Annotated in this window: 21 protein-coding genes; 9 read left to right on the plus strand and 12 right to left on the minus strand. The window is 54.0% G+C overall.

Going from position 1 to position 20,938, the window contains the following annotated elements; all coding sequences use genetic code 11:
• The 5 genes from G7G_RS0111435 to G7G_RS0111455 all read left to right on the plus strand — a co-directional run bounded on the left by G7G_RS0111435 (position 1) and on the right by G7G_RS0111455 (position 5,114).
• Positions 1 to 1,383 (plus strand): aromatic ring-hydroxylating dioxygenase subunit alpha, encoded by a 1,383-nt coding sequence (locus G7G_RS0111435; RefSeq protein ID WP_010441553.1) that lies wholly within the window; start codon positions 1 to 3, stop codon positions 1,381 to 1,383.
• Entirely contained in the window at positions 1,380 to 2,012 is a 633-nt protein-coding gene (locus G7G_RS0111440; protein WP_010441554.1) for a hypothetical protein, read from the plus strand. The genes G7G_RS0111435 and G7G_RS0111440 overlap by 4 nt, the downstream gene beginning before the upstream one ends.
• Positions 2,012 to 2,638, plus strand: a complete 627-nt coding sequence (locus G7G_RS0111445) for a hypothetical protein (protein WP_010441555.1) — start codon at positions 2,012 to 2,014, stop codon at positions 2,636 to 2,638. Before G7G_RS0111440 ends, G7G_RS0111445 begins: the two co-directional genes overlap by 1 nt.
• The gene (locus G7G_RS0111450) at positions 2,635 to 3,828 is read left to right on the plus strand and encodes a YlbE family protein (RefSeq protein ID WP_010441556.1); all 1,194 of its coding nucleotides are present in this window, start codon (positions 2,635 to 2,637) and stop codon (positions 3,826 to 3,828) included. The genes G7G_RS0111445 and G7G_RS0111450 overlap by 4 nt, the downstream gene beginning before the upstream one ends.
• Before the next feature lie 74 nt (positions 3,829 to 3,902).
• A complete protein-coding gene (locus tag G7G_RS0111455; protein WP_238528788.1) occupies positions 3,903 to 5,114 on the plus strand; it encodes an amidase in 1,212 nt (403 codons plus the stop codon).
• Positions 5,115 to 5,128: 14 nt separating this feature from the next.
• On the opposite strand, the gene G7G_RS0111460 is transcribed toward G7G_RS0111455, so the two are convergent.
• From G7G_RS0111460 to G7G_RS0111485, 6 genes are all read right to left on the minus strand, one after another.
• A complete protein-coding gene (locus G7G_RS0111460) occupies positions 5,129 to 6,061 on the minus strand; it encodes an AEC family transporter (protein ID WP_010441559.1) in 933 nt (310 codons plus the stop codon).
• 80 nt (positions 6,062 to 6,141) lie between these two features.
• On the minus strand, positions 6,142 to 6,555 hold the full coding sequence (locus G7G_RS0111465; RefSeq protein ID WP_010441560.1) for a RidA family protein: 414 nt from the start codon (positions 6,553 to 6,555) through the stop codon (positions 6,142 to 6,144).
• A gap of 14 nt (positions 6,556 to 6,569) precedes the next feature.
• Positions 6,570 to 7,067 (minus strand): aminomethyltransferase family protein, encoded by a 498-nt coding sequence (locus tag G7G_RS0111470; protein ID WP_010441561.1) that lies wholly within the window; start codon positions 7,065 to 7,067, stop codon positions 6,570 to 6,572.
• A gap of 1 nt (position 7,068) precedes the next feature.
• Positions 7,069 to 9,936, minus strand: coding sequence for a 2Fe-2S iron-sulfur cluster-binding protein (locus G7G_RS0111475; protein ID WP_010441562.1), 2,868 nt, complete (start codon positions 9,934 to 9,936; stop codon positions 7,069 to 7,071).
• Complete coding sequence (locus G7G_RS0111480; protein WP_010441563.1) at positions 9,923 to 10,180, minus strand: sarcosine oxidase subunit delta; 258 nt, start codon at positions 10,178 to 10,180, stop codon at positions 9,923 to 9,925. Before G7G_RS0111480 ends, G7G_RS0111475 begins: the two co-directional genes overlap by 14 nt.
• A 13-nt stretch (positions 10,181 to 10,193) precedes the next feature.
• Positions 10,194 to 11,444, minus strand: a complete 1,251-nt coding sequence (locus G7G_RS0111485) for an FAD-dependent oxidoreductase (RefSeq protein WP_010441564.1) — start codon at positions 11,442 to 11,444, stop codon at positions 10,194 to 10,196.
• Between the two features lie 286 nt (positions 11,445 to 11,730).
• On the opposite strand from G7G_RS0111485, the gene G7G_RS0111490 reads away from it, so the two are divergent.
• The gene (locus G7G_RS0111490; RefSeq protein WP_120981236.1) at positions 11,731 to 12,519 is read left to right on the plus strand and encodes a phytanoyl-CoA dioxygenase family protein; all 789 of its coding nucleotides are present in this window, start codon (positions 11,731 to 11,733) and stop codon (positions 12,517 to 12,519) included.
• A gap of 35 nt (positions 12,520 to 12,554) precedes the next feature.
• On the opposite strand, the gene G7G_RS0111495 is transcribed toward G7G_RS0111490, so the two are convergent.
• A complete protein-coding gene (locus tag G7G_RS0111495; protein ID WP_010441566.1) occupies positions 12,555 to 13,604 on the minus strand; it encodes an aromatic ring-hydroxylating dioxygenase subunit alpha in 1,050 nt (349 codons plus the stop codon).
• A gap of 95 nt (positions 13,605 to 13,699) precedes the next feature.
• Positions 13,700 to 14,629 carry a LysR substrate-binding domain-containing protein gene (locus tag G7G_RS0111500; RefSeq protein ID WP_010441567.1) on the minus strand — a complete coding sequence of 310 codons (930 nt, stop codon included), beginning with the start codon at positions 14,627 to 14,629 and terminating at the stop codon, positions 13,700 to 13,702.
• Between the two features lie 95 nt (positions 14,630 to 14,724).
• On the opposite strand from G7G_RS0111500, the gene G7G_RS0111505 reads away from it, so the two are divergent.
• The 3 genes from G7G_RS0111505 (at position 14,725) to G7G_RS0111515 (ending at position 17,229) form a co-directional block, all read left to right on the plus strand.
• Positions 14,725 to 15,810: a hypothetical protein gene (locus tag G7G_RS0111505; protein WP_010441568.1), complete on the plus strand. Its 1,086-nt coding sequence runs from the start codon at positions 14,725 to 14,727 to the stop codon at positions 15,808 to 15,810.
• A 153-nt stretch (positions 15,811 to 15,963) separates the two neighbouring features.
• Complete coding sequence (locus G7G_RS0111510; RefSeq protein ID WP_010441570.1) at positions 15,964 to 16,908, plus strand: fatty acid desaturase family protein; 945 nt, start codon at positions 15,964 to 15,966, stop codon at positions 16,906 to 16,908.
• 3 nt (positions 16,909 to 16,911) lie between these two features.
• A complete protein-coding gene (locus G7G_RS0111515) occupies positions 16,912 to 17,229 on the plus strand; it encodes a non-heme iron oxygenase ferredoxin subunit (protein ID WP_010441571.1) in 318 nt (105 codons plus the stop codon).
• 7 nt (positions 17,230 to 17,236) lie between these two features.
• Here the strand turns inward: G7G_RS0111515 and G7G_RS0111520 are convergent, their stop codons facing one another.
• From G7G_RS0111520 to G7G_RS0111535, 4 genes are read right to left on the minus strand one after another with little or no spacing between them, the layout of a single operon-like run.
• Positions 17,237 to 18,118 (minus strand): amino acid ABC transporter permease, encoded by an 882-nt coding sequence (locus tag G7G_RS0111520; RefSeq protein WP_010441572.1) that lies wholly within the window; start codon positions 18,116 to 18,118, stop codon positions 17,237 to 17,239.
• Between the two features lie 54 nt (positions 18,119 to 18,172).
• On the minus strand, positions 18,173 to 19,006 hold the full coding sequence (locus G7G_RS0111525; protein ID WP_010441573.1) for a transporter substrate-binding domain-containing protein: 834 nt from the start codon (positions 19,004 to 19,006) through the stop codon (positions 18,173 to 18,175).
• 36 nt (positions 19,007 to 19,042) lie between these two features.
• Positions 19,043 to 19,885: an amino acid ABC transporter permease gene (locus tag G7G_RS0111530; protein WP_010441574.1), complete on the minus strand. Its 843-nt coding sequence runs from the start codon at positions 19,883 to 19,885 to the stop codon at positions 19,043 to 19,045.
• Position 19,886: 1 nt separating this feature from the next.
• Positions 19,887 to 20,633 carry an amino acid ABC transporter ATP-binding protein gene (locus G7G_RS0111535; RefSeq protein ID WP_029621948.1) on the minus strand — a complete coding sequence of 249 codons (747 nt, stop codon included), beginning with the start codon at positions 20,631 to 20,633 and terminating at the stop codon, positions 19,887 to 19,889.
• Positions 20,634 to 20,938 lie beyond the last annotated feature (305 nt).

Raw genomic sequence — 20,938 nt, forward strand, 5'->3', positions numbered from 1 at the left:
ATGAACACCCCATCTGACAACAGCCCATTCACGGTTCCAAAAGGGAATTTTCGCGGTCACGATCAGCAAGGTGTCTGGTCAGAAAACTACGACCCGGAATTGACCGAGGTTGGTCCGGGAACACCCTGCGGCGAGTATCTGCGCCGGTTTTGGATGCCCGTCGCCATGACTGATCAAATTAGTGATCTTCCTTATCGCCTCCGAATTCTGGGCGAGGATTTGATCCTGTTTCGCGAAAAGAAAAATGGCAGGCTGGGATGCACCCATCTGCATTGCTGCCACCGAAACATGAGCCTGGAATTCGGCATCGTGGAAGAAGGCGGCATTCGCTGCTCTTACCATGGCTGGAAGTATGGCTTGGATGGGACAGTTCTGGAAACACCATGCGAACCCCCTGCGTCTCAGGTAAAGAAAAAGGCCTGTCTTGGGGCGTACCCGATCATCGAATACAAAGGGTTGGCATTTGCTTATATGGGTCCGGCAGATAAGACCCCGCCTTTCCCGGTTATGGATACCTTCGATGATGAAGGTGATGAACTGGTACCGTATCTCATCAAGTCACCCTGCAACTGGCTACAGGTGATGGAGAACGCGTGGGACCCGTTTCATGTGGTCTATCTGCACACCAAGGCTGCGCGGGTGCAGTTCCACGAAGCATTCGCGCATATGCCGATGATTGAGTTTCACGATAGTCAGACCGGCGATTTCTATACCAATGTGCGTCGGGATGGTGATTTCATCTGGGTGCGAGTACATGACCACATGTTGCCATCGTTCACTCAGAATGGCGGGCATTTCCCAATTCCGGATCGATCAAGGTACTTTGGACGCGGTGGGCTGTCACGATGGATCACTCCGATTGATGACACCAACACCATGGTCATCGCCTGGCGTCACTTTCGGGAAGAGCGGTTCAACGACGACCCGCGCGGCATGACCAATCGGGACGAAGTGGGCTTTGGCAAAACCGATTTCTACGGCCAGGGTCCTGATCGCACCTATGAAATGCGGCAACGCGATCCGGGTGATTATGATGCTTGGGTCAGCCAGGGCCCAATCAACATTCATGCCCGAGAGAACCTGTCATTCACAGATCGTGGTGTGGCCAAGGCGCGCCGGATGTTGCGCAACGCGATCCGGGCCCTGGCAAATGGAACTCCACCTGCACAGCCAACTGACAATTTCAAGGGTATAATCCCGACTTATGCCGGGGATACCGTGTTGAAAATCCCGTTGCAGGAAGGTCGCGATGATGGCGCCCTGCAGAAAGAAGTCTCGTTCAAGGTTGCTGATATTCTGAGGTCCGGCGATCATCTGCAGGGGTTTGAGCGCCGCGTTTTCATCGAAAATGCTTTGAAAGAATACGAGGCAAGCTGGTCATGAGCATGCGAATCCCTCACAACCCGGGGCGGGTTGATTGGTCGGGCGAGAACCCGGGCATCTATCTGAAACAGCAGCCCGATCAGGCCCATTACGATACGCTGGCGTTGTTCTTTCGCGTGGTTCTGTCGCCATATGGGCGTGGTCATGCAGCAATTGTATTGGGCGCTCCGGACGAGGCCAGCGGCTGGCCGAAAGTCCCAAACCTGATCATGACCGACAACCAGCGTATGATGCGTTGGATCGTTGAAGGCTGGGTATCCAAGATGCCAACATTTGTTGGCAAACCGGGCTTGCAGGCCATGACCTGGCTGGATTGTGACAGCGTTGAAAAGCGGCCCGGCGACCTCAAGACACGCTATTCCGAGACCTTGCGTGGTTCGGGTGTGACATTGGACATGATCTGGCAGGATATGGGGCCACCGCTGCCGGTGGAAGTCACGCGCGAGAACTCGGCGACCAAAGAACACGAGATGTATTCCGTATTTCTTGAGGCCAAACAGGCTCTGGTCAGGATCAACGGCACCGCGCTGCGCGGTCAGGTGGCAGATCGCCAATTCTTTGGACGCACGATGAGCACGGCCTTTCTGGCCTTCTCGGAAACCTGGGTTACCCCTGCGGAGGACACCTGATGCCCCTGAACGAGCCCATTACCCCCGGCGTTGTTGACTGGACAGGCGAAAACCCGGGCATCCTGCTTAAAGACGAGAATGGCAATTTTAGCGCCATGGCGCTATTCTTTCGGGTGGCTTGGTCTCCGGTCGGTCAGGGGCAGGTGCTGTTGCTTCTGGGATCGCCTGATCAGGTTGAGGGTCCGCCGAATGCCCCAAATGTCATCCTCAGCGACAATCCCGAACTAACCGCGTTCCTGAAAAAGAACTTTATCAATAAACTGGCTGCCTTTGCCAATGCGCCTTCGTTCGCAACCCTGCCTGAAATTGGGGCACATGCCGTGCGCAGTTCGGGCGACCCGATGAGCCATCGGTATACCGAAACAATTGCAGGCGGCCCCTTGACGGTTGAACTGGTTTGGGAAGGCTTCGAAGCACCTCGTGCATTGGAACTGTCCCCACATGAGGTCGCCTCGGGTGAGCAAAACATGTTCTCGCTACTGGTTCCTGCCCATGCGGCCCAGATCATCGTCAATGGCCACGTGTTGCCGGGCAAGTTGGGTACGCGCGTGCAGGCAGGGTACGAGACCACAACCGCATTTCTCTATTTCTCGGAAACTTGGATCATTCCTCCGGAGGGATCATGACCCTGCACCCGTCAGACCAGTTGGCCTTTGATCGGGCGATGGTCACGCAGCCGGTCTGGAATCGATTAAACACCGCAGCTGACGCGCTTGACCTGCCAGAAAATGTACTGTTGCACGCAGGTCCAGCCTTTTCGCGCTCTACAGATATCACCGCTCCGATCCTCAATTCAGCTTGTGTTGCTGCAGTTTGGGAAGGTCTGTCCCGCGACTTTGACCAGGCCGAAGCGATGATCATGGCAGGTGAGATCGCGTTACGACCGGCACAGGATCACGACGTCGTCACACCGCTGGCAGCCGTGGTGTCCGCCTCCATGCCGTTGCATTCGGTCTACGACACATGGCGCGGTCAAACGAGGGTTTTTTCACCGATCAATGGTGGTGCACGCCCGTCGCTGCGATTGGGTCTGCGCTCGGACGCTGTCCTCGAACATATCCGCTGGCTGAACACGCGTTTTCTGGATGTGCTGCAAAACGGTCTGGCCGAAGGGATTGCGCTGGTTCCATTGGCGGTTACGGGGTTGGTAGGTGGCGATGATTGCCACGGGCGCACACCCGTCGCAACCGAAGCGTTGGTTGATGAACTTAAGGACCGCACACCCGGTGGCATCAATGACGAAAATGTTCTGGAGTTCATGGCGAGCTCCCCTTCGCTGTTCCTGAATCTCTGGATGGCGGCGACAAAGCTGATGATGAAGCTTGCCGAAGGTGTCGAAGGCTCCAGCTTTGTGACGGCAGCAGGTGGAAATGGGCGAAAGGTTGGCATTCAGATCTCGGGCCTGCCGGGACGGTGGTTTACTGTTCCCGCAGCTCCGCCCAAGGGTCGCTTCGATACCGACTTACCCGAAGATCGCGCCCTTGGCGCCATCGGAGATAGCGCCGTGGTCGAAGCCTTTGGTCTTGGCGCCATGGCCATCGAACTTAGCCCCGAGCAGAAAAAGGTTCTCGGCGCTTATCTACCTGACAATTCCAGCGCACGGGTGACAGGTCTGTCAGCAGGTTCTCATCCCTATTTTCGTTCTCTGGATATTCGGCTTGGCTCAACTGCGCGCGGAGCGGTGGCGCAAGGTTCTGGTCCAGCAGTTGGGCTTGGCATACTTGATAGGTTGGGTCAGGCTGGTCGGTTGGGTGGTGGCATCTATGACATGCCGGTCGATCCATTTTCAGCTGCTGTGAAAGCACTCAAGGCATGAGTGATTTATGCCGCCGCAGCGCGCACGACCTGGCCCGACTGATCCGGATAAGAGAAGTCAAGCCATCGGAGGTCATGCAGGCACATCTCGAACGGATCGCACTTCGCGAACCTGTGCTCGGGGCATTTCAGTACCTTGATGCAGATCGCGCCATGGATCGGGCACTGGCTGCCGATAATCGGCAATCTGACGGGCCGCTCCATGGTGTCCCATTCGTAATCAAGGATATCATCGATACCGATGACATGCCGACCGGTTGGGGCAGTGACCTGTATTCTAATCGACAACCGGTAATGAACGCGGCCTGCGTTCAGATGCTTCTCGATGTGGGCGCCATTCCTATCGGCAAAACAGTTACGACCGAGTTCGCCTATTTCCGGCCCGGCAAAACAGCGAACCCGCACAATCCAGAACATACTCCGGGTGGCTCATCATCGGGTTCCGCTGCAGCGGTCGCTGATTTCATGGCCCCGCTGGCCTTTGGATCACAGACGGCGGCATCATTGATCCGACCGGCTGCATATTGCGGAGTTTATGGATTTCGCCCTACGATCCATGGCTACCCGCTTTTCGGTGTGATGGGGTTGTCACCAAGCCTTGATACGCTTGGGGTACTCGCCCGTCATCCATATGATCTTGCACTTACCGATGCGGTTCTACGCGGCATCGAGTCGCCTCAACGAGCGCGTTTTGAGGACAGTTTGCCGCGGATCAGCCTGATGCGCGGACCACACTGGATGGATGGCTCGATTGAGATGCGTGACACCTGCACCCGTGCTATGTCCGCCATTGCAGCCGCAGGATCGGATTCTGGCGAAATTGCCCATCCTGCAATCCTTGCTGACCTAACAGCGGCACATCATACCATTATGGCCTACGAGGCCGCACGACTACGCCTTGATGAATTTGAAAAAGGATTGCCGGCGATCAGTCCTCAATTTCATGCGCTGATCGAAGCCGGCTTAAAGATCAGCGAGGCGGATTACCAGCATGCTCTGATCCTCCGTGATCGTGCCGAATTAGTATTGGAACAAATTTTTGGGGATACCGATGCCCTTCTCGTGCCGTCTGCGCCAGGTTCGGCCCCAGTGGGCCTTGAAGCGACCGGAGATCCCTTGTTCTCGCGCATGTGGAACCTTTTGCAGGTTCCTTCGATCGCCATCCCATTTGGGGTCAACCAAAATGGACTGCCACTAGGGATACAGCTTGTCGCGCCAAAGGGCTATGACGCCCGGCTACTGGATATTGCGCAATGGGTCAGTAACATCCTAAACCCATTGGGTTGAATTTTTCGGTTCGTCTAACCGATTAACGGCAACAATATCGCCAACGAAATTGGTATACTAACGGCTGCTATCAAGGTCTGAAGCGTGACGATTGCGGCCATCAAAGGCGCGTCCCCGCCTAGTTGCTTGGACAAAGTGTACGATGAAGCCCCCGTAGGCACCACGGAATAGACCACTGCAATCTGCAAAACATCCTGAGGTAACCCGACAAGTATTCCGATACATAGCGCAGCAACCGGAAACACCATCATCTTGCCGACAATAGCCAGCATTAGAGGCAGCGCACTCGCCGCCATCGCCCGGACACGCAGGTTTGCGCCAACAGCCAGCAGAGTAATGGGCAATGCGCCCGCCCCAAGAATGTCAGCCACCTCGTGGACAACAGGAATGCGGTCACCGATCATCTGGTTTGCCCCAATCGCCAATAGGATCGAGATGACATAGGGATTTCGCCCAAGCTCACGCAGGATAGCGATCGGCAATCGGGTCGCAGTATCCTGTTTCAATGCCCCCACCATCATGACCACCATGACGATGTTGGTGATAGGCACCAATATGGCTGTCGCCAGAATGGCGATGTCAAACCCCACTGGACCGTAAAGATTGGCTGCAAGCGCAAGGCCTATGAATGAGTTATGTCGCGCACTTCCCTGCAAGATCGACGTCGCCTGCGGTGCCGCATATCCCATCAGACGGGCACTGATGACTGCAAATACCAGCGCCGCCAAAAACCCACCCAATATGGTCATCGAATAAAGGCCAAGCGCAGATTTATCTAACGGCGATAACGAGATCTTCGTGAATAACAGGCAGGGCATCAAAACCCAATAAACCAGCTTGTCATTCAGGTTCCAGAAATCGGTGCTGGGAATTCCACCTTTACGAAGTGCCAGACCCAACGCGATAATCAAAAAGATCGGTAATATTGAAGTCAGAATAGTAAGCATCTCAAATTAATATTAAATCTGGGCTGCACTTCGACATACTGTCATACAGTGATATTCTAGACAACTCGACCGCCACCCATTCAAGCGCTTTCGTCCGTGTCTTCGTCGATCACAGCCATTGCATCAATTTCAACCAACAGTGAAGGGTCGGCCAAACCTTGCACGACAACCCCGGTCGAACAGTGATGCACGCCTTCAAACCAGCGGTTGATTGCCTCGTAAACCGCTGGCCGGTAGGAAATATCAGTGACATAGACCGTCAGCTTGCAAACATCGGCAAGGCTACCTCCGGCCTCTTCCATCCAGCGTTGAATATTGCGGCAGGCCTGATCCGCCTGGGCACCAGGATCATCTTCGCCGATGAGTGTCCCATCCAGCAAAGTTCCAACTTGGCCCTGCATGAAGACAAAATCGCCTCGCGCCCGGATCGCCTTGGAATAGGTCGCCTGAGCGTGATAGCGGGTTTGATATTTGTGAATATGTGTTCGTGCCATTCGCTTTTTTCCCTCTAGGCGACGGCACGGGAAAGATAATCCTCGGCCATATCACCAAAGCTCTGCTCTACGGCAAATTCAAAACCATCTTCACACCGCATAATTAGTGCTTTGAGGCCAAACAATTCAGTATAGGTCACGGTTTCTTCGCCGAACTCAGTTTCATGTATATCCAACGGACACGCAATGGACATCACTTCGTCAGCTTGCGGACCGACCACTCGAAAGAATGTCAGCGTATCCGAAACCCGCACGATGCTGATTTCCGCCGGGCAATTGGTTGGGCTGAGGTGTTTCTCCAGTTCGGCTTCCTGCTCCAGCGGAGCGCGCGCGATCCAGTGGTTTCGCCCGACATGATACAATTCGACTGAAGCTTGACCTGTCCGCGAGTTCGGCCGCTCCGGCAGTGTAGGTAGAACATCAGCTGCCCAGTTTTGAATGGCAGCTGGACTCCCTTTGAGATCAAACAGCGCGTTTAGGGGTTGGCGCACTATTGCCACGTCATAAGTCATCTCAGGACCTCAAAAGCTTGCCGTCGGGATCGTGGAACACCGGCTTGGTGATTTTGACCGGGATCACTTCATCTTTCAGGCGGACATGAGCAATTTCCCCGTGTCGGCTATGACCATTCTTCAGCAATGCCAATCCGACCCAGCGATCGTTCACAACACTCCAGACGCAGGCAGTCACGAGGCCTTCGGTGGCCTCTTTACGACCTCCGGGGGTTAGCGGCGCGCCTTCTGGCACTTGCCTGTTGTGATCTTCGGGTAGAATGCCCACCAACTCCCGCCGAGTTGCTTTTCCTTCGCGACGCAGCTGTATCGAGCGTTTGCCAAGATAGTCTGTCTTTTTCTTGGACATTGCCCAACCCATCCCAAGGTCATAGGCATCCACTGTGCCGTCGACTTCGTGTCCCAGCGACAGAAAACCCTTTTCGACACGCAGCACATGGCTCGATTCCGAGCCCACCGGTTGGATCCCAAAGGGGGCACCTGCCTCGATCACCTTGGCCCATAACTCCGCCATGTGGCGTGGAGCGACATTGACCTCAAAGGAAAGTTCACCCGTGAAACTGACGCGAACGATGCGCGCGGGAAAACCTGCGACGGTCCCATCCCTGAAAGACATGAATGGAAACACCTCGGGCGAGAGGTCGACATCTGTGCCAAGAGCCTGCATCACATCGCGCGCGCGCGGGCCGCAAATCGTGGCGTTGTTCCATTGGCTTGTCACTGTTGTGATCATCACCTGCCAATCCGGGAATTCTGTCTGAAGCAGCTTTTCCATATGCTGATTTATTGAATCCGCATGACCGGTAGAGGTGGAAACAAGCCATCTGTGTTCATCAAGCCGGAACACCACGCCATCATCCAGGATCAGCCCATCATCCGATAGCATCAGCCCGTAACGACCATTGCCGGGCGTCAGCGAAGATACCATGTTAGAATAGATAAAATCCAGGAATTGCGGGACATCGCGGCCTTTCAACTCGAATGTCCCTAACGGTGAGCCATCATAGACGCCAACGCCTTCCCGAACGGCACGGCATTCACGGTTCACGGCGTCTTGCAGGCCTTCACCCTGTTGAGGGAAATAACCCGGGCGCCGCCAACGCGCACCGGCCTCATACATGACCGCGCCATTGTCTTTGTTCCACTGGGTAACTGGCGTGTGCCGATAGGGGAACAGAACCGAATCCTCGCGTAGCCCGCCGATCGCACCGAAGGACACAGGTGTGTAGGGCGAGCGGAAAGTGGTTGTTCCGACCTCTTGCAACGGCACACCTTTTTGCATCGCAACAGTGCCGATGATGTTGATATTCCCGGTCTTACCCTGATCAATACCCATGCCGCCGGTGGTATAGCGTTTGACGTGTTCGACATTGTCATAGCCCTCACGCAGAGCCAGATGCACGTCACTGACAGACACGTCATTCTGAATATCCAGAAACGCCTTTCCGCGCTGGCCAGGCAGGTCTACCCGCCAAAGTGGCTCAATCTCATATGCAAGCTCCTCGCCCCCATCGATAATCTGATCAAGTGTCAGTTGCCCAGCCGCAGCGCCAACCGCTGTGCAGTTCTGCACTGGTTGATAAGGAAGAAAGGCAGCCAAATCTTCGTCAAACCTTAGAGTGCTGCGAGATTGAGACCACAAATGTACAGTCGGGTTCCATCCCCCTGAATGCGCAAGCAAATCGCATTCAATCCAGTTTACAGAACCCGATGAGGAAACGGCTTTTACTGCTTTGACCCCTTTATGACCGCGCACATCTCCAACAACGGTTGAAGATTGCACAGTGATTTCGGGCACCAATTCCAGTGCGGCCTGAGGTACGCAAGAGCGACTGTCGAGGATAGCCTCAACCCGCACCCCTGCCGCGATCAGATCAGAGGCGACCGCATATGCACTGTTGTTGTTGGTAAACAGGACCACTCTTTTTCCGGGAATAACCCCCCATCGGTTGAAATAGGCCTGTACCGAGGATGCTAACATAACCCCGGGCCGGTCGTTATTGCTGAAGACCATGGCACGTTCGGTTGCGCCTGTGGCGATAACCACTTCCCCTGCCCTCACGCGCCAAGAACGCTCAATGATGCTTCCCTGGTCAGGATTACGCTCATTCACAATCAGCAAATTGTGTTCGCGATATGCCCAGACGGTCGCATTCTGCAAATGGGTTACATTGGCCATCCCCCGCAGCTCCAGAACGGCAGCCTCCACCCAACCCATTGCAGGTTGCCCGTCGATGGAAAGATCGCAGTTCAACAGGCTGCCACCTGCCTCAGAGTCTTCGTCGGCAAGGAATACGCGCTTACCCGCCCGTCCTGCCTTAAGCGCTGCCTTCAGTCCGGCGGGGCCTGCGCCAGCGACCAAGACATCAGCATGGGCGTGGCGCGCTTCGAAATGCCCCGAGGATGGCGGCTGAGCCGGTGCAGCAGCCAACCCGGCAGCTTTGCGAATTGAAGGCTCAAAAAGATGCCAATTGGGCCATTTGAACGTCTTGTAATAAAATCCGGCCGGTATGAAACGGCTGAGCAGTTGATTTACACCGCCAATATCAAACTCGGGCGATGGCCAGCAATTCACCGAACGTGCGCTTAGCCCGTCGCGCAAAGGGACGGTGGTTGCCGGGCGGTTCCCCGAGGCATCCTCACCATCCAGCTCCACCAGTGTCGCGGGTTCTTCGGGACCATGACCAACAATGCCACGAGGGCGGTGATACTTGAAACTGCGCGCCGTGACACGAACATCGTTGGCCAATAAGGCCGAGGCAAGAGTATCGCCTTCAAACCCCTCATAGGATTTGCCATTGAAGGTAAATCGCAGAGTTCGGCTTCGATCAATCCGCCCACCAGATGCACAGCGGTTATTCTGAGTCATCTGGGGCCTCCACAATGTCATGGGTCCGGGTATCACGCCAAATCGTGACCCACTCGCTACAGCCTCGCGCATGCCACCACCGTTCCTGAACTGGGCCTAAGGGGTTTGGCGCCACGGTCAAATACTCGACCCATTCCGCGTCGTTAACGCTGTTCGGGTCGGGGCGGTCTGCACCGACCGCGCCTCCAAAGATAAATTCGCTTTCATTACGTTTGCCGCAGAATGGGCAGGGAATTAGCATCATGAACCTTACCCTCCTAACGCGCCGTGGTTGTCCCGGCTTCCATCACAAAATCCAGATGGCGAAACCGGTTGAGCGTAAACGAAGACATCAGTGGATGAGGCTCGCTCTTGGCCACCAGATGGGCAAGCGTCAACCCACCGGCGGGGATAGCCTTGTAACCGCCCCACCAACCGGCTGTTACAAACAAACCCGGCAAGTCTGTCTGATCCATAATGGGTGAGGCATCGTGAGCAATATCCAGATGCCCGCCCCATTGCCGCATAAGTTTGAGTTTCTTGAACGACGGGAACAGGGAAAGCATCGCGGTTACCGTGTCTTCAAACACGTTCTGCTTAATATCGCGTCGGAAACTCTGACCCATATCCGGTGCACCGCCGATCACCATCTCACCCTTGTCGGATTGGCTGAAATAGAACCCGCTGTCAGGGCAGTTCACTATGACGTCCACTAGTGGTTTCACCGGCTCAGACACAAATGCCGTCAGGTTCATCGTGCGCAAAGGTAGCTTCAGCCCGACGGTTTCAGTCAACGTTGTGGTATGACCTGAGACGGCGACAACAACTTTTTTGGCACGAATCGTACCGCGATTGGTTTCGACACCGCTGATATGGCCATCAGCCCCGCGGATCAGAGATTGAATTGCGGTTTGCTGGTGTATCTCGACCCCAAGCGCATCAGCCGCGCGCGCATATCCCCACGCCACTGCATCATGCCTGTTCACGCCAGCATCCGTATGCACCATGCCGCAAATTACAGGCAAACGCGCATCCGGGCCGCCCCCGGTCAGCGCTGGTATTCTGCTACGCAGTTCGTTCTCCGATATCTGTTCGTAAGTCGAACCGTAAATATCCATCGCCAGTTGCCGTCGCCTGAGCTCGCGCAACTTGGGCCAAGTTTGCACAACATCCACCATGGTGCGCTTCGAATGCATCATGTTGAAGTTCAGTTCGTGCGTCAGACCCTCATACATGGCGACGGATTTGACGTAGAAGGGGATCGACTCGTCCCGCATGTAATTGGATCGGATGGTCACCGTATTACGAGCGATATTGCCACCACCTAGCCAACCTTTTTCAACCACAGCGACGTCTGTAATGTCGAATTCTTTGGCGAGATAAAAGGCGGTCGCAAGACCGTGCCCCCCAGCACCGATCACAACAACCTCATACTGGTCTTTGAGCGGGGGGGAACGCCAAGCCCGCGACCAGTTTCGGTGCCCTGAAAGTGCATTCCGGGCGAGCGAGAACACAGAATATTTTTGCATGGTGATCCCAATATTGACCACAAGCAATGTACGGTCAATAAATTATTTTACCATCACGCAAAACTATTGGCCGTTTAACCAAATTGTTGTACGGTGAGTCATGAACTTCCGCATTAAACAGTTTCACCGGAACCTCGCTGGCAAATGGTCTGCCCGGTCGCGGTGGCCTTGTTTCATCATCAATTGCCGCAGTTCTCCATCTTACTGACACCACGTGGATCGCGGCGCTTCGCGCCAATTTACGAACCCGCCCGGAAACGGAGTGGAAACTAAATGGATGGATCAGATGACCAAGCCAATTGAACTTAAGGACCTGCAGGAATCCTACGCGCGAGACGGCGTCGTATTGTTAAAAAGTATCCTGTCAGACGACTGGCTAAGCAAATTGCAGGATGCAGTTGATACCGAAGTCACAAAAGGAGACCGATACTTTGCGTATAAAAATATGCGCGAAAACCCCGGCACTTTTCAGGACTATTGCCTGACATCGGATATCGGACAACGCGTGGCTGAGGTATCAGGCAGTCCGTGGACATCGTTAATCTATGACCAGATTTTCGTAAAAGAGCCGGGAACGCGGACCCAAACCGGATGGCACACGGATCAGCCCTATTGGCCCGTCGCAGGACCGATCATGACGATGTGGATCGCACTTGACCCGGTTGACCCCGACAATGGAGCACTGGAATTTGTGCGTGGATCACATGCATGGGGCGCAAAATACCGGCCTTTCAAAACCGATCAGCAAGGTGGTTTCCTGCACTATCTGGAAGAAGATAACCCGGATTACATAGACATGCCGGATTTTGAGGCCGACCGTGCCCAATATGACATCTTCCACTTTGAAAACATGAAACCAGGCGACGCACTCGCCTTTGACGGAATGACCGTACATTCGGCTATGGGCAATCGGACTTCGACACGCCGCAGGCGCGGATACGCAATTCGATTTGCTGTCGAAGGTGCGACCTATGAACCTCGGGATTCGGTTACAGAATGGCTACATGACGATAGTTTGAAACCCGGCGCACCCTTTGCAGGGGGCCGGTTTCCAATCATCTATGAAACTGCCTAAGATACGGGGCCGGCGATCCGGCCCCGAACCAGAAATCAGGCTTGCTTTAGCGCGCTTTCTGTTACCGTTGTTTCAGCTTCAATCGCCCGATCCAAAACGCGCCGATAAATCTTTGCTCCGGCATCCAGGCCTAGATCGATATGAGGTGTCTTTGCATTCTTCATGCCCTTGTGCACCTCTTCCAATACTTCTTTATCCTCAATAAATGCCATCCGGGCACCATCGTTCATGAATTTCGAAACCTCTGCATTGTCAGGGTCAGAATTACGATGCTGGAACCAGAAATATCTGGTTTCATCTTCGTTTATCGGTGTCATGAAGTTGTACGAAATATTGATAAAGGTCTGCTCGACCGGGTCTATGTCATAGCCGCCGGTGCCGACCGGCGTATAGATGGATTTGTTCAATCCGATCGCTGGGAGGCACATCTCATAATGCTGCAGGCGATCACATTCGCCTTCAAATGCGACCAGCTTGGAGTAGTAAGGCGACGGCGGCTTATTCTCGATCCAGCGAGAAACGATCACGCCTCGATCGGTTTTTTCAACATTCAGGGGCTCTTCATCCGTTCCGGCCCCTGCAAATGAAGAGACGTGAACCCAGGCCACATGGCTGGGATCAAGCAGGTTGTCACAGACCCAAAGGTAGTGGCAATCGATGTCCATCACGCCGCCATCGGTCATGCCCCAGGTTGGGTTGTCAAAGTTCTCGATAGGGAAAATCAGATCAGGGTTGGCCAACTCGGGATCGCCCATCCAAATCCAAAGCAGGCGATAGCGATCAACAACCGGATAGGATTTCACGACCGCGCGGCGGGGCGTCATCCCGCGCTGTGTCGGGCTATCCGTGCATTTCCCCGAGCAATCGAAGGTCAACCCGTGATAGCCGCATTCTACGGTGTCTCCTATCAGATTCCCTTTCGACAATGGCAGCTTACGGTGTGGGCAAGCATCTTCCAACGCGACCGGAGTGCCATCTTGCTGTCGATAAAGCACAACATTTTCACCCAGATAGGTTTCCGCTTTCAGCTCACGGCCGATATCCTTGCTCCAGGCGGCGACATACCAACAATTCCTGAGATACATGGGCTGCTCTCCTTATCGATCCGGTGGCTAGGGGCATTATGGCATTCGATTGGCAATACGCCATGCCGGATTGGTAATAAAAGATATAAGGTGGGCTAATTCGAATTTGGCGCAAGCGGTGGCAAGTCTGGCTGAGCTGCTGCTTCGGCTTTTATCCAGTTCAGAAACTCGTTGACCTTCTGGCTATCCTTTGTCTCTGGGCGTCGCACAAGCCAATATGATAAAGGCGACAAGGTCATTTCCGAAAACGGACGAACCAGCCTGCCATCACATAGTGCATCAATGACCAATGGCTCGCGGCCTAACGCTACGCCCAGCCCTTCGATAGCGGCCTGAATGACCATGTTTGACTGCCCCAATCGGCGTGTCCGCGGCGATGAAGGCATGGTCAAGCCACTCTGCCGTGCCCAGAATTCCCAAGTAGGGCTGGATGTGCCGTGATGGAGGTTTTCATCAACAAGCAACGTGTGTTGCGCCAAATCCTGTATGCTTGTCAGCGATGAGGCAAGTGAAGGGGCGCAAACCGGAAACAGCCTTTCCCGCATCAACAAATCAACTTCCAACCCCGGATATTCTCCAAGCCCGTATCGGATACCGATATCTGAATCCGCTCCGGAGAACGGGTGGTAACCGGTGTCAGTCGCAATTGATATTGAAAGGTCAGGATGCGCCAGATCGAAGTGCAGTAGCCTTGGAAACAACCAGTTAAAAGCAAATCCAGGCAGGCATGAGATGACTATTGTTCGATCCGAGCGGGTGCGGTCCCGCAATTGGGCGCACACTTCTGATATGCGTCCCAATCCATCTGCAATAGCCAGCGCTAGTTGTTCGCCTTCCCGGGTTGGACGCGATTGCCGCGCGCCTCGCACGAGTAAATCCCTGCCCAACCACTCTTCCAGTGTCCTGACATGCTGACTAACCGCGCTCTGACTGACCCCTAACTCGTCGGCAGCAGGAGAAAATCCAGAATGGCGCACGACCGCCTCAAAGGCGCGCAATGCAGAATAGGGCAGGTTCAAGATCATATTAGTGACCCTAATGTGAGCCATTAATACTTTCAAATGGATTAGCTCCCGCATCGGATCGTAAATTTGAGATACTAAGCAATCAGGATGTGTCGATGTCTGATATGACGCCGGAGCGGGGCGCTCTAAATCTGCTGATCAACTGCGCACGCGCATCTACGGGCGACAAGTTGTTGATTGCATATGAACCGCCCGAGTTTGGGTACTTCGATGCCGAATGCGTAGATGTCGTGAGCCGAGTAGCCCATAAGCTGGGAATGACCGTCGATACCGTCGATGTCGGCTTTAACCCCGACAATCCGCATCTGACACCTGATCTTATGGCCCGGTTCGAAGAAGCAGACATTATTCTGTTCCTTGCCCGGCTTGGGGATCAGTTGCGGTTTTCGGATATGCCGCAGGGCAAAAAGATTATTGTCAGCTTTGCATTGTCCAAAGAGATGCTGGGCTCGGGCTTTTCTAATGGCCACCACGATGCGTTCATGGAGCTTAAGGCCGATATCAACGCAGTGCTGGACTCATCGACTGAGGTGCGCCTGACCTGCCCGCTGGGCACTGATGTTCGTGGCAGACCGATTATGAACCTGAAACCAACAGGTGACACCTCGATCCTGCGCTTTCCAATGTCCGTCTTTACCCCTGTTCCGGCTTACAGTTTCTCGGGTCGCGTAGCTATCAGTTTTCTGACGGGAACAGGTTCGAAATACTATGACGACTATACGATTGAATTTGACCGCCCGGTCTTTGCGATAATGGAAAACGGGCGGTTGCTTCGCTTCGAAGGCGATCCTGCCAATGCGTCCAAGGCCGAAGCACATTATGACCGGGTCGCAGGAGATTTAGGTATCGACCGTAGCTTCGTTCATTCCTGGCATGCAGGCATTCACCCAGGCTGTGGTTATCCTTGGGACATGCGCGACAACTACGAACGCTGGGGCGGGTCTGCCTTTGGCAACCCGCGCATCCTGCACTTCCACACTTGCGGGGCCTACGCGCCCGGTGAAATCAGCTGGAATGTCATCGACCCGACAATCGAGATTGACGGCGTGACCCACTGGAACAACGGCGTTTTTCATGCGGATCGGTTGCCCAACGGGCAGACCATTCTGGATCAATACCCTTGTGCCGCAAGCCTGTTCAAATATCCCGACCCTGATATCGGATTAAGGGTCGCGAGCTGATCAATCGCGGCTTGATCGAATCATCACCTGTCGAAATAATCTTGTTAATAGGACCTGATCGAGTTGGTCCTTTGGTGCGGAGCACTCCCGTCTCCGGTGCCGGAATACGCGTAGAGTGCAAGGCCCCCGCTCCGGCAAACTCATGGAAATCACATGTCAAAAGCTATCGTCACGCCGCTGACTCAGGCACTGGCCGAAGGAAAACTGACGCGCGAAGAACTCAAAGGATTCATGCAACGCTCGAACGCGCCTGGATTGCGTCATCTTGCACTTTGGATTTTGGTACTGACCTGCACTACAACTCTGATCACCTTGGCTTGGAACAGTTGGCTGATCTGGCCCGCGATGTTTCTGCAGGGCGTCGTCCTGGTTCACCATTTCTCACTACAACATGAGTGTGTCCACTACACGGTGTTTCGTACCCGCTGGCTGAACGATCTGGTCGGGCAGATTTGCGGCCTGATTATCATCCTGCCACACCGGTTCTTTCGGTACGAGCATTGTGACCATCACACCTATACCCAACTGACCGGAGAAGATCCCGAATTGATCCCGCTACCGAAAACACTTGGTCAGTATTTTCTGTATTTATCTGCCCTACCCTACTGGCGCGGCAAATTCACTGAACTGTTCCGGCATGCCTTTGGCAAACTCAGCGACGTTGAACTGCGATTTATTCCCAAAGAAGAACATCAATCGGTCTATTGGGACGCGCGCCGGATGTTGGCCATCTACGCAACGATATTGCTGGCCATGGCGGTCACCGGTTGGTGGGGCTTGATCTGGTACTGGATCATACCACTGTTTCTGGGTGAGCCAGTGATGCGCTTTGTGCGCATGACTGAACATGTTGGGCGGCCCACCGTGGCGCAGATGTCAGAAAACACCCGCACCAATCTGGTGTCAAAACCTATGTCCTTTTTGTGCTGGAACATGAACTATCACGCCGAGCATCACTATGTCGCCTCGGTCCCTTTCCACGCCCTGCCCCGTCTGCACGAGAAGTTGAAAGATCACATCTTTGTCGAAAAAGGCGGCTATCTGGCCGCGCATCGCGACATTCTGCGTCAGATCATGCGACGCAAGACGAGGGCTTGAGTGATGAAAGCAGAAAAACCCTGGCGCGATGTGATCGAAGTATCAAAACTGGAAGAGAATTGGGTCACGCGCGTGGAAATCGGACCACGTATGATTGCGGTGTACGATACACCCAGCGGAGTCTACGCCTCGCTGGCATTGTGTAACCATGGTGGGGCCGATTTATGCGACGGTTATTTTGACGGCCACGTGATCGAATGCCCATTACATCAGGGCGCATTCGATGTCCGGGACGGCAAGCCCGTTTCAGCACCAGCAACCCGCGCGATGCGCGTATTTGAAACACGAGTGCAGGACGGTATGGTTCAGGTCCGTATGTGACCTGAGCCTAGCGCTTTTCAGATCGCTTCTCGAGCCGCGCAAAGATGCGGCTGAGACCAAAGCATACAACAAAATAGAACGCCGCGGTTGTGATCCACGCCTCGAAGATCATCCGGGACGAGGCGACCAGTTCGACGGTTTTGTAGGTTAGTTCCTGCACCGAGATCAACGACAGGATCGAGCTGTCCTTGATCAATGAAATGAACTGGTTGGCCAGCGGTGGCACAACCTTTTTCATCGCCTGCGGCAGCACGACGTAGCGCAGCTCCTGCATGCGGCTCATCCCGATCGAGCGTGCCGCTTCGCGCTGCCCCTTCGGGATCGACTGAATTCCGGCACGTACGATTTCGCCGACAAACGCACTTTCAAACAGGGCTAGAACGATCACGCCTGAAACAAGCGATGGAAAGCGCCGCATTTCGCCGAAGAAAAAGGTCCAGATCTGGTTGTTTTCCTGCCGTGCAATACCGCGCGCCCAACGTTCAAGGTTCAGCGCATCGATCAGCTGTTGAGATAAGAAAAAGAAAAAGATGAAAACAACGACGACGGGGGGAACATTACGCAGAAACTCGAGGTATGTGCGCGCCAGCATGCGTATGGTCAGATTGGCCGAACAGCGTGCAATTCCCAGAATTGTACCAAGAATGAGCGCCAGAATACCCGAATAGATGCTGATGCGAACTGTCGCTGCTAAACCCTGCAGCAGCAGATTTGCAAAATACTCTTCGCGCCCGGAATGCCAGCCAACAATATAGCTTGGGATCAGTTCCCAACGCCATTTGTAATTCAGCGTACCTTCGATCGACAGCCAGATATACCCAAAGAAGGTTATCAAAACCGCCACGATCACATAGTCGGGCCATCTGATTTTTCTAAGGAATTCCTGCACCAAAGCGCTCCGCATAAGGACCAGGGGCGGTGGGTCCGCCCCCAGTCAGAGTGGTTATTGGGCGACCTGGTCGGCCCACTCTTCAGTGGCAAACCAGTAATTGTGGCGCTCTTCCAGCCAGCCGGACCGCCAATTCTGCGCAATCCAGTTGTTGAAGAAATTCATCGCGTCGGGATCACCTTTGCGCATCCCGAACGCCTCACCACGCGGGTCGAACAGCTCACCTTCAAGCACAACCAGTGTTTCTGGATTGCGCCCCGCCTCGCGGTTGGGGGTTGGCTGCGATGCCATTGTGGCGTGGGCGTTGCCATTCAGAACTTCCTGAGTCGATGCGCCATCCTCATCAAACAACAGCAGATTAGCCTCAGGGAATGCCTTGGCAATCACGGTTGCCGGCGTTGCACCGCGACGCGCAGCAAAGGTAACGTCAGATGAGTTCAAGTCCTCACGCGCCATACCTGCAGTCAACTCTTTGTTGGCCAGGATGGCCAAGCCAGAATAGGCATAAGGGTCAGTGAAGTTGATCGTCAGGTTCCGCTGAGCAGTCACCGACATGCCCGAGATGATCACGTCGAAATTACCAGACACAAGGGCCGGGATAATACCATCCCAGGCAGTTGGAACAAATTCGACCTCAACGCCCATGTCTTCGGCCAATTTTCGGCCAACATCCAGTTCGAATCCGATCAGATCGCCGTTCTTGTCACGCATCGACCAAGGTACAAACAGCGACAGGCCAATCCGGATCACCCCATCCTGTTTGATCGTTTCAATTACACTTTCGCTGGACAGTTCCTGAGTTGCGCTTTGCGCCCAGCTTGAGGTCGCCATGCCAGTTGCCACGACCGCGCCCAGGGCAACCCCGAGCATTCTGCGAGATAACTTCATCTTGGTTCTCCTTGTTGTCCGGTTAAATTCTTGTGGTTATTGGTCGACGGCATATTTCTTCTCCAGATAACTTACGCCGATCGACAGGATCAGGGTCACCACCAGATAGACCAGTGCGATGGTGAACCAGATTTCAAAACTCATGTAAGTGTCGGATATGATGTTGCGTCCGAAGGTGGTCAGTTCGGCGACGGCAATGACGCTGACAATAGCCGAGGATTTGATTAGGTGAACAACTTCGCCCGTCATCGGCGGCAACATAAACCGAACAGATTGCGGAAGGATGATGTAACGATAGGTCTGATAGGGGGTCATCCCGATGGATTTAGCCGCCTCCCACTGACCAGTAGGGACGGCATTAATCCCAGCCCGGAGAATTTCGGATATCAGCGCCGAATGAAACACCGCCAAGGTCAGAATACTGGCGGTATACCGGTCAAAACCGAAGATCGGACCCAGCACGTAGTAGAACAGATAAAGCAGAACCAGCAGAGGAATGTTTCGGATAAGTTCAAGGAAGCCAACTGCTACAGCCGTACCAATTACCAGGCCGGATAGACGCAGCAACGCGACCAGCAGTCCAATAGCAGTGGCCAACAGGAACGAAATGACAGACAATTTGATCGTGGCGACCAACCCTATGGGTATCTCACCCCACTCAAAGCCGATTTCTGTGTTGCGGTAGAGGAACTGAGGCACCCGGTACCATTGCCAGTTATACCCCATTCCCTGAGCACCAACGTACGAGCCATAGGCAATTAGCCCAACGATGATTGCGTAAATCGCGACCGAGACAAACACCGAGCCAAAGAACCGCTTATAGAAGGGCGGTTTCGGCAACGATTGCCCTTTCCCCCGTGATATGCCCAGATCGGTCACGTCAGTGCTCCAATATCTGGTTCAGGAACAGGCGACAGCGTTCGCTGGACGGGTTGGTAAAGAACTGTTCTGGAGGTGAAATTTCCACGATTTGCCCGGCCTCCATGAAGACCATAGTGTCAGCGACCTTACGGGCAAACCCCATCTCATGGGTGACAACAACCATGGTCATACCGGTATCGGCAAGTTCCACCATCACATCCAGCACTTCATTAATCATCTCTGGATCAAGCGCAGAGGTCGGCTCATCAAACAGCATGATCCGGGTTTCCATGCACAAGGACCGCGCGATGGCAACGCGCTGTTGTTGCCCACCCGACAATTGCGCCGGATACTTGTCGGCCTGCTCGGGAATGTGAACACGATCAAGATAATTGCGTGCGGTTTCCTCGGCCTGAGTTTTGGTAATCTTTCGCACCTTCATCGGCCCGATCATCAGGTTTTCAAGCACGGTCAAATGCGGAAACAGGTTAAACTGCTGAAACACCATTCCGACTTCTTGCCGCAACTCACGTATTTCTTTTGCGTCTTTGTAAACTTCGATGCCATCAATCACGAGACGTCCAGAGTTATGCCATTCCAACCCGTTGAAACAACGGATCAGCGTGGATTTTCCCGACCCAGACGGGCCGCAGATCACAACCTTTTCACCCTGATGAACAGTCAGATCGATATTCTTGAGCGCATGGAAAGTTCCATAATACTTATCAAGATTGGTCACTTCTATCATAGGGGAGGGCTGAGTCATGCCGAACCTGTCGATATCCGGGTCAGACGCAATAGCTGACCTTTGAGGTTGCGAGTATAGCCCGTCAACAAACCAGGCGCATTTCGACTTTGCGCGCATTTGATCAACCGCGATCCGTCGTCATGCCTGTCTGCACAAGACATCGGCAGCTTTGAATTTGGCGAAGCGGAGTAATCTGGCAAAGCTTCAGAATCCTCAAATCTGTTGCGCGCTAATCAATATGGTTGCTTAATGTGCAATATTCGTCAATAAAAAACTCAACGGGCGCTCTGTCGCCGCCTCGAAATACGAAAATAAACTATAGA

This window comes from Ruegeria conchae (genome assembly GCF_000192475.1).
Taxonomy (GTDB): Bacteria; Pseudomonadota; Alphaproteobacteria; order Rhodobacterales; family Rhodobacteraceae; genus Ruegeria; species Ruegeria conchae.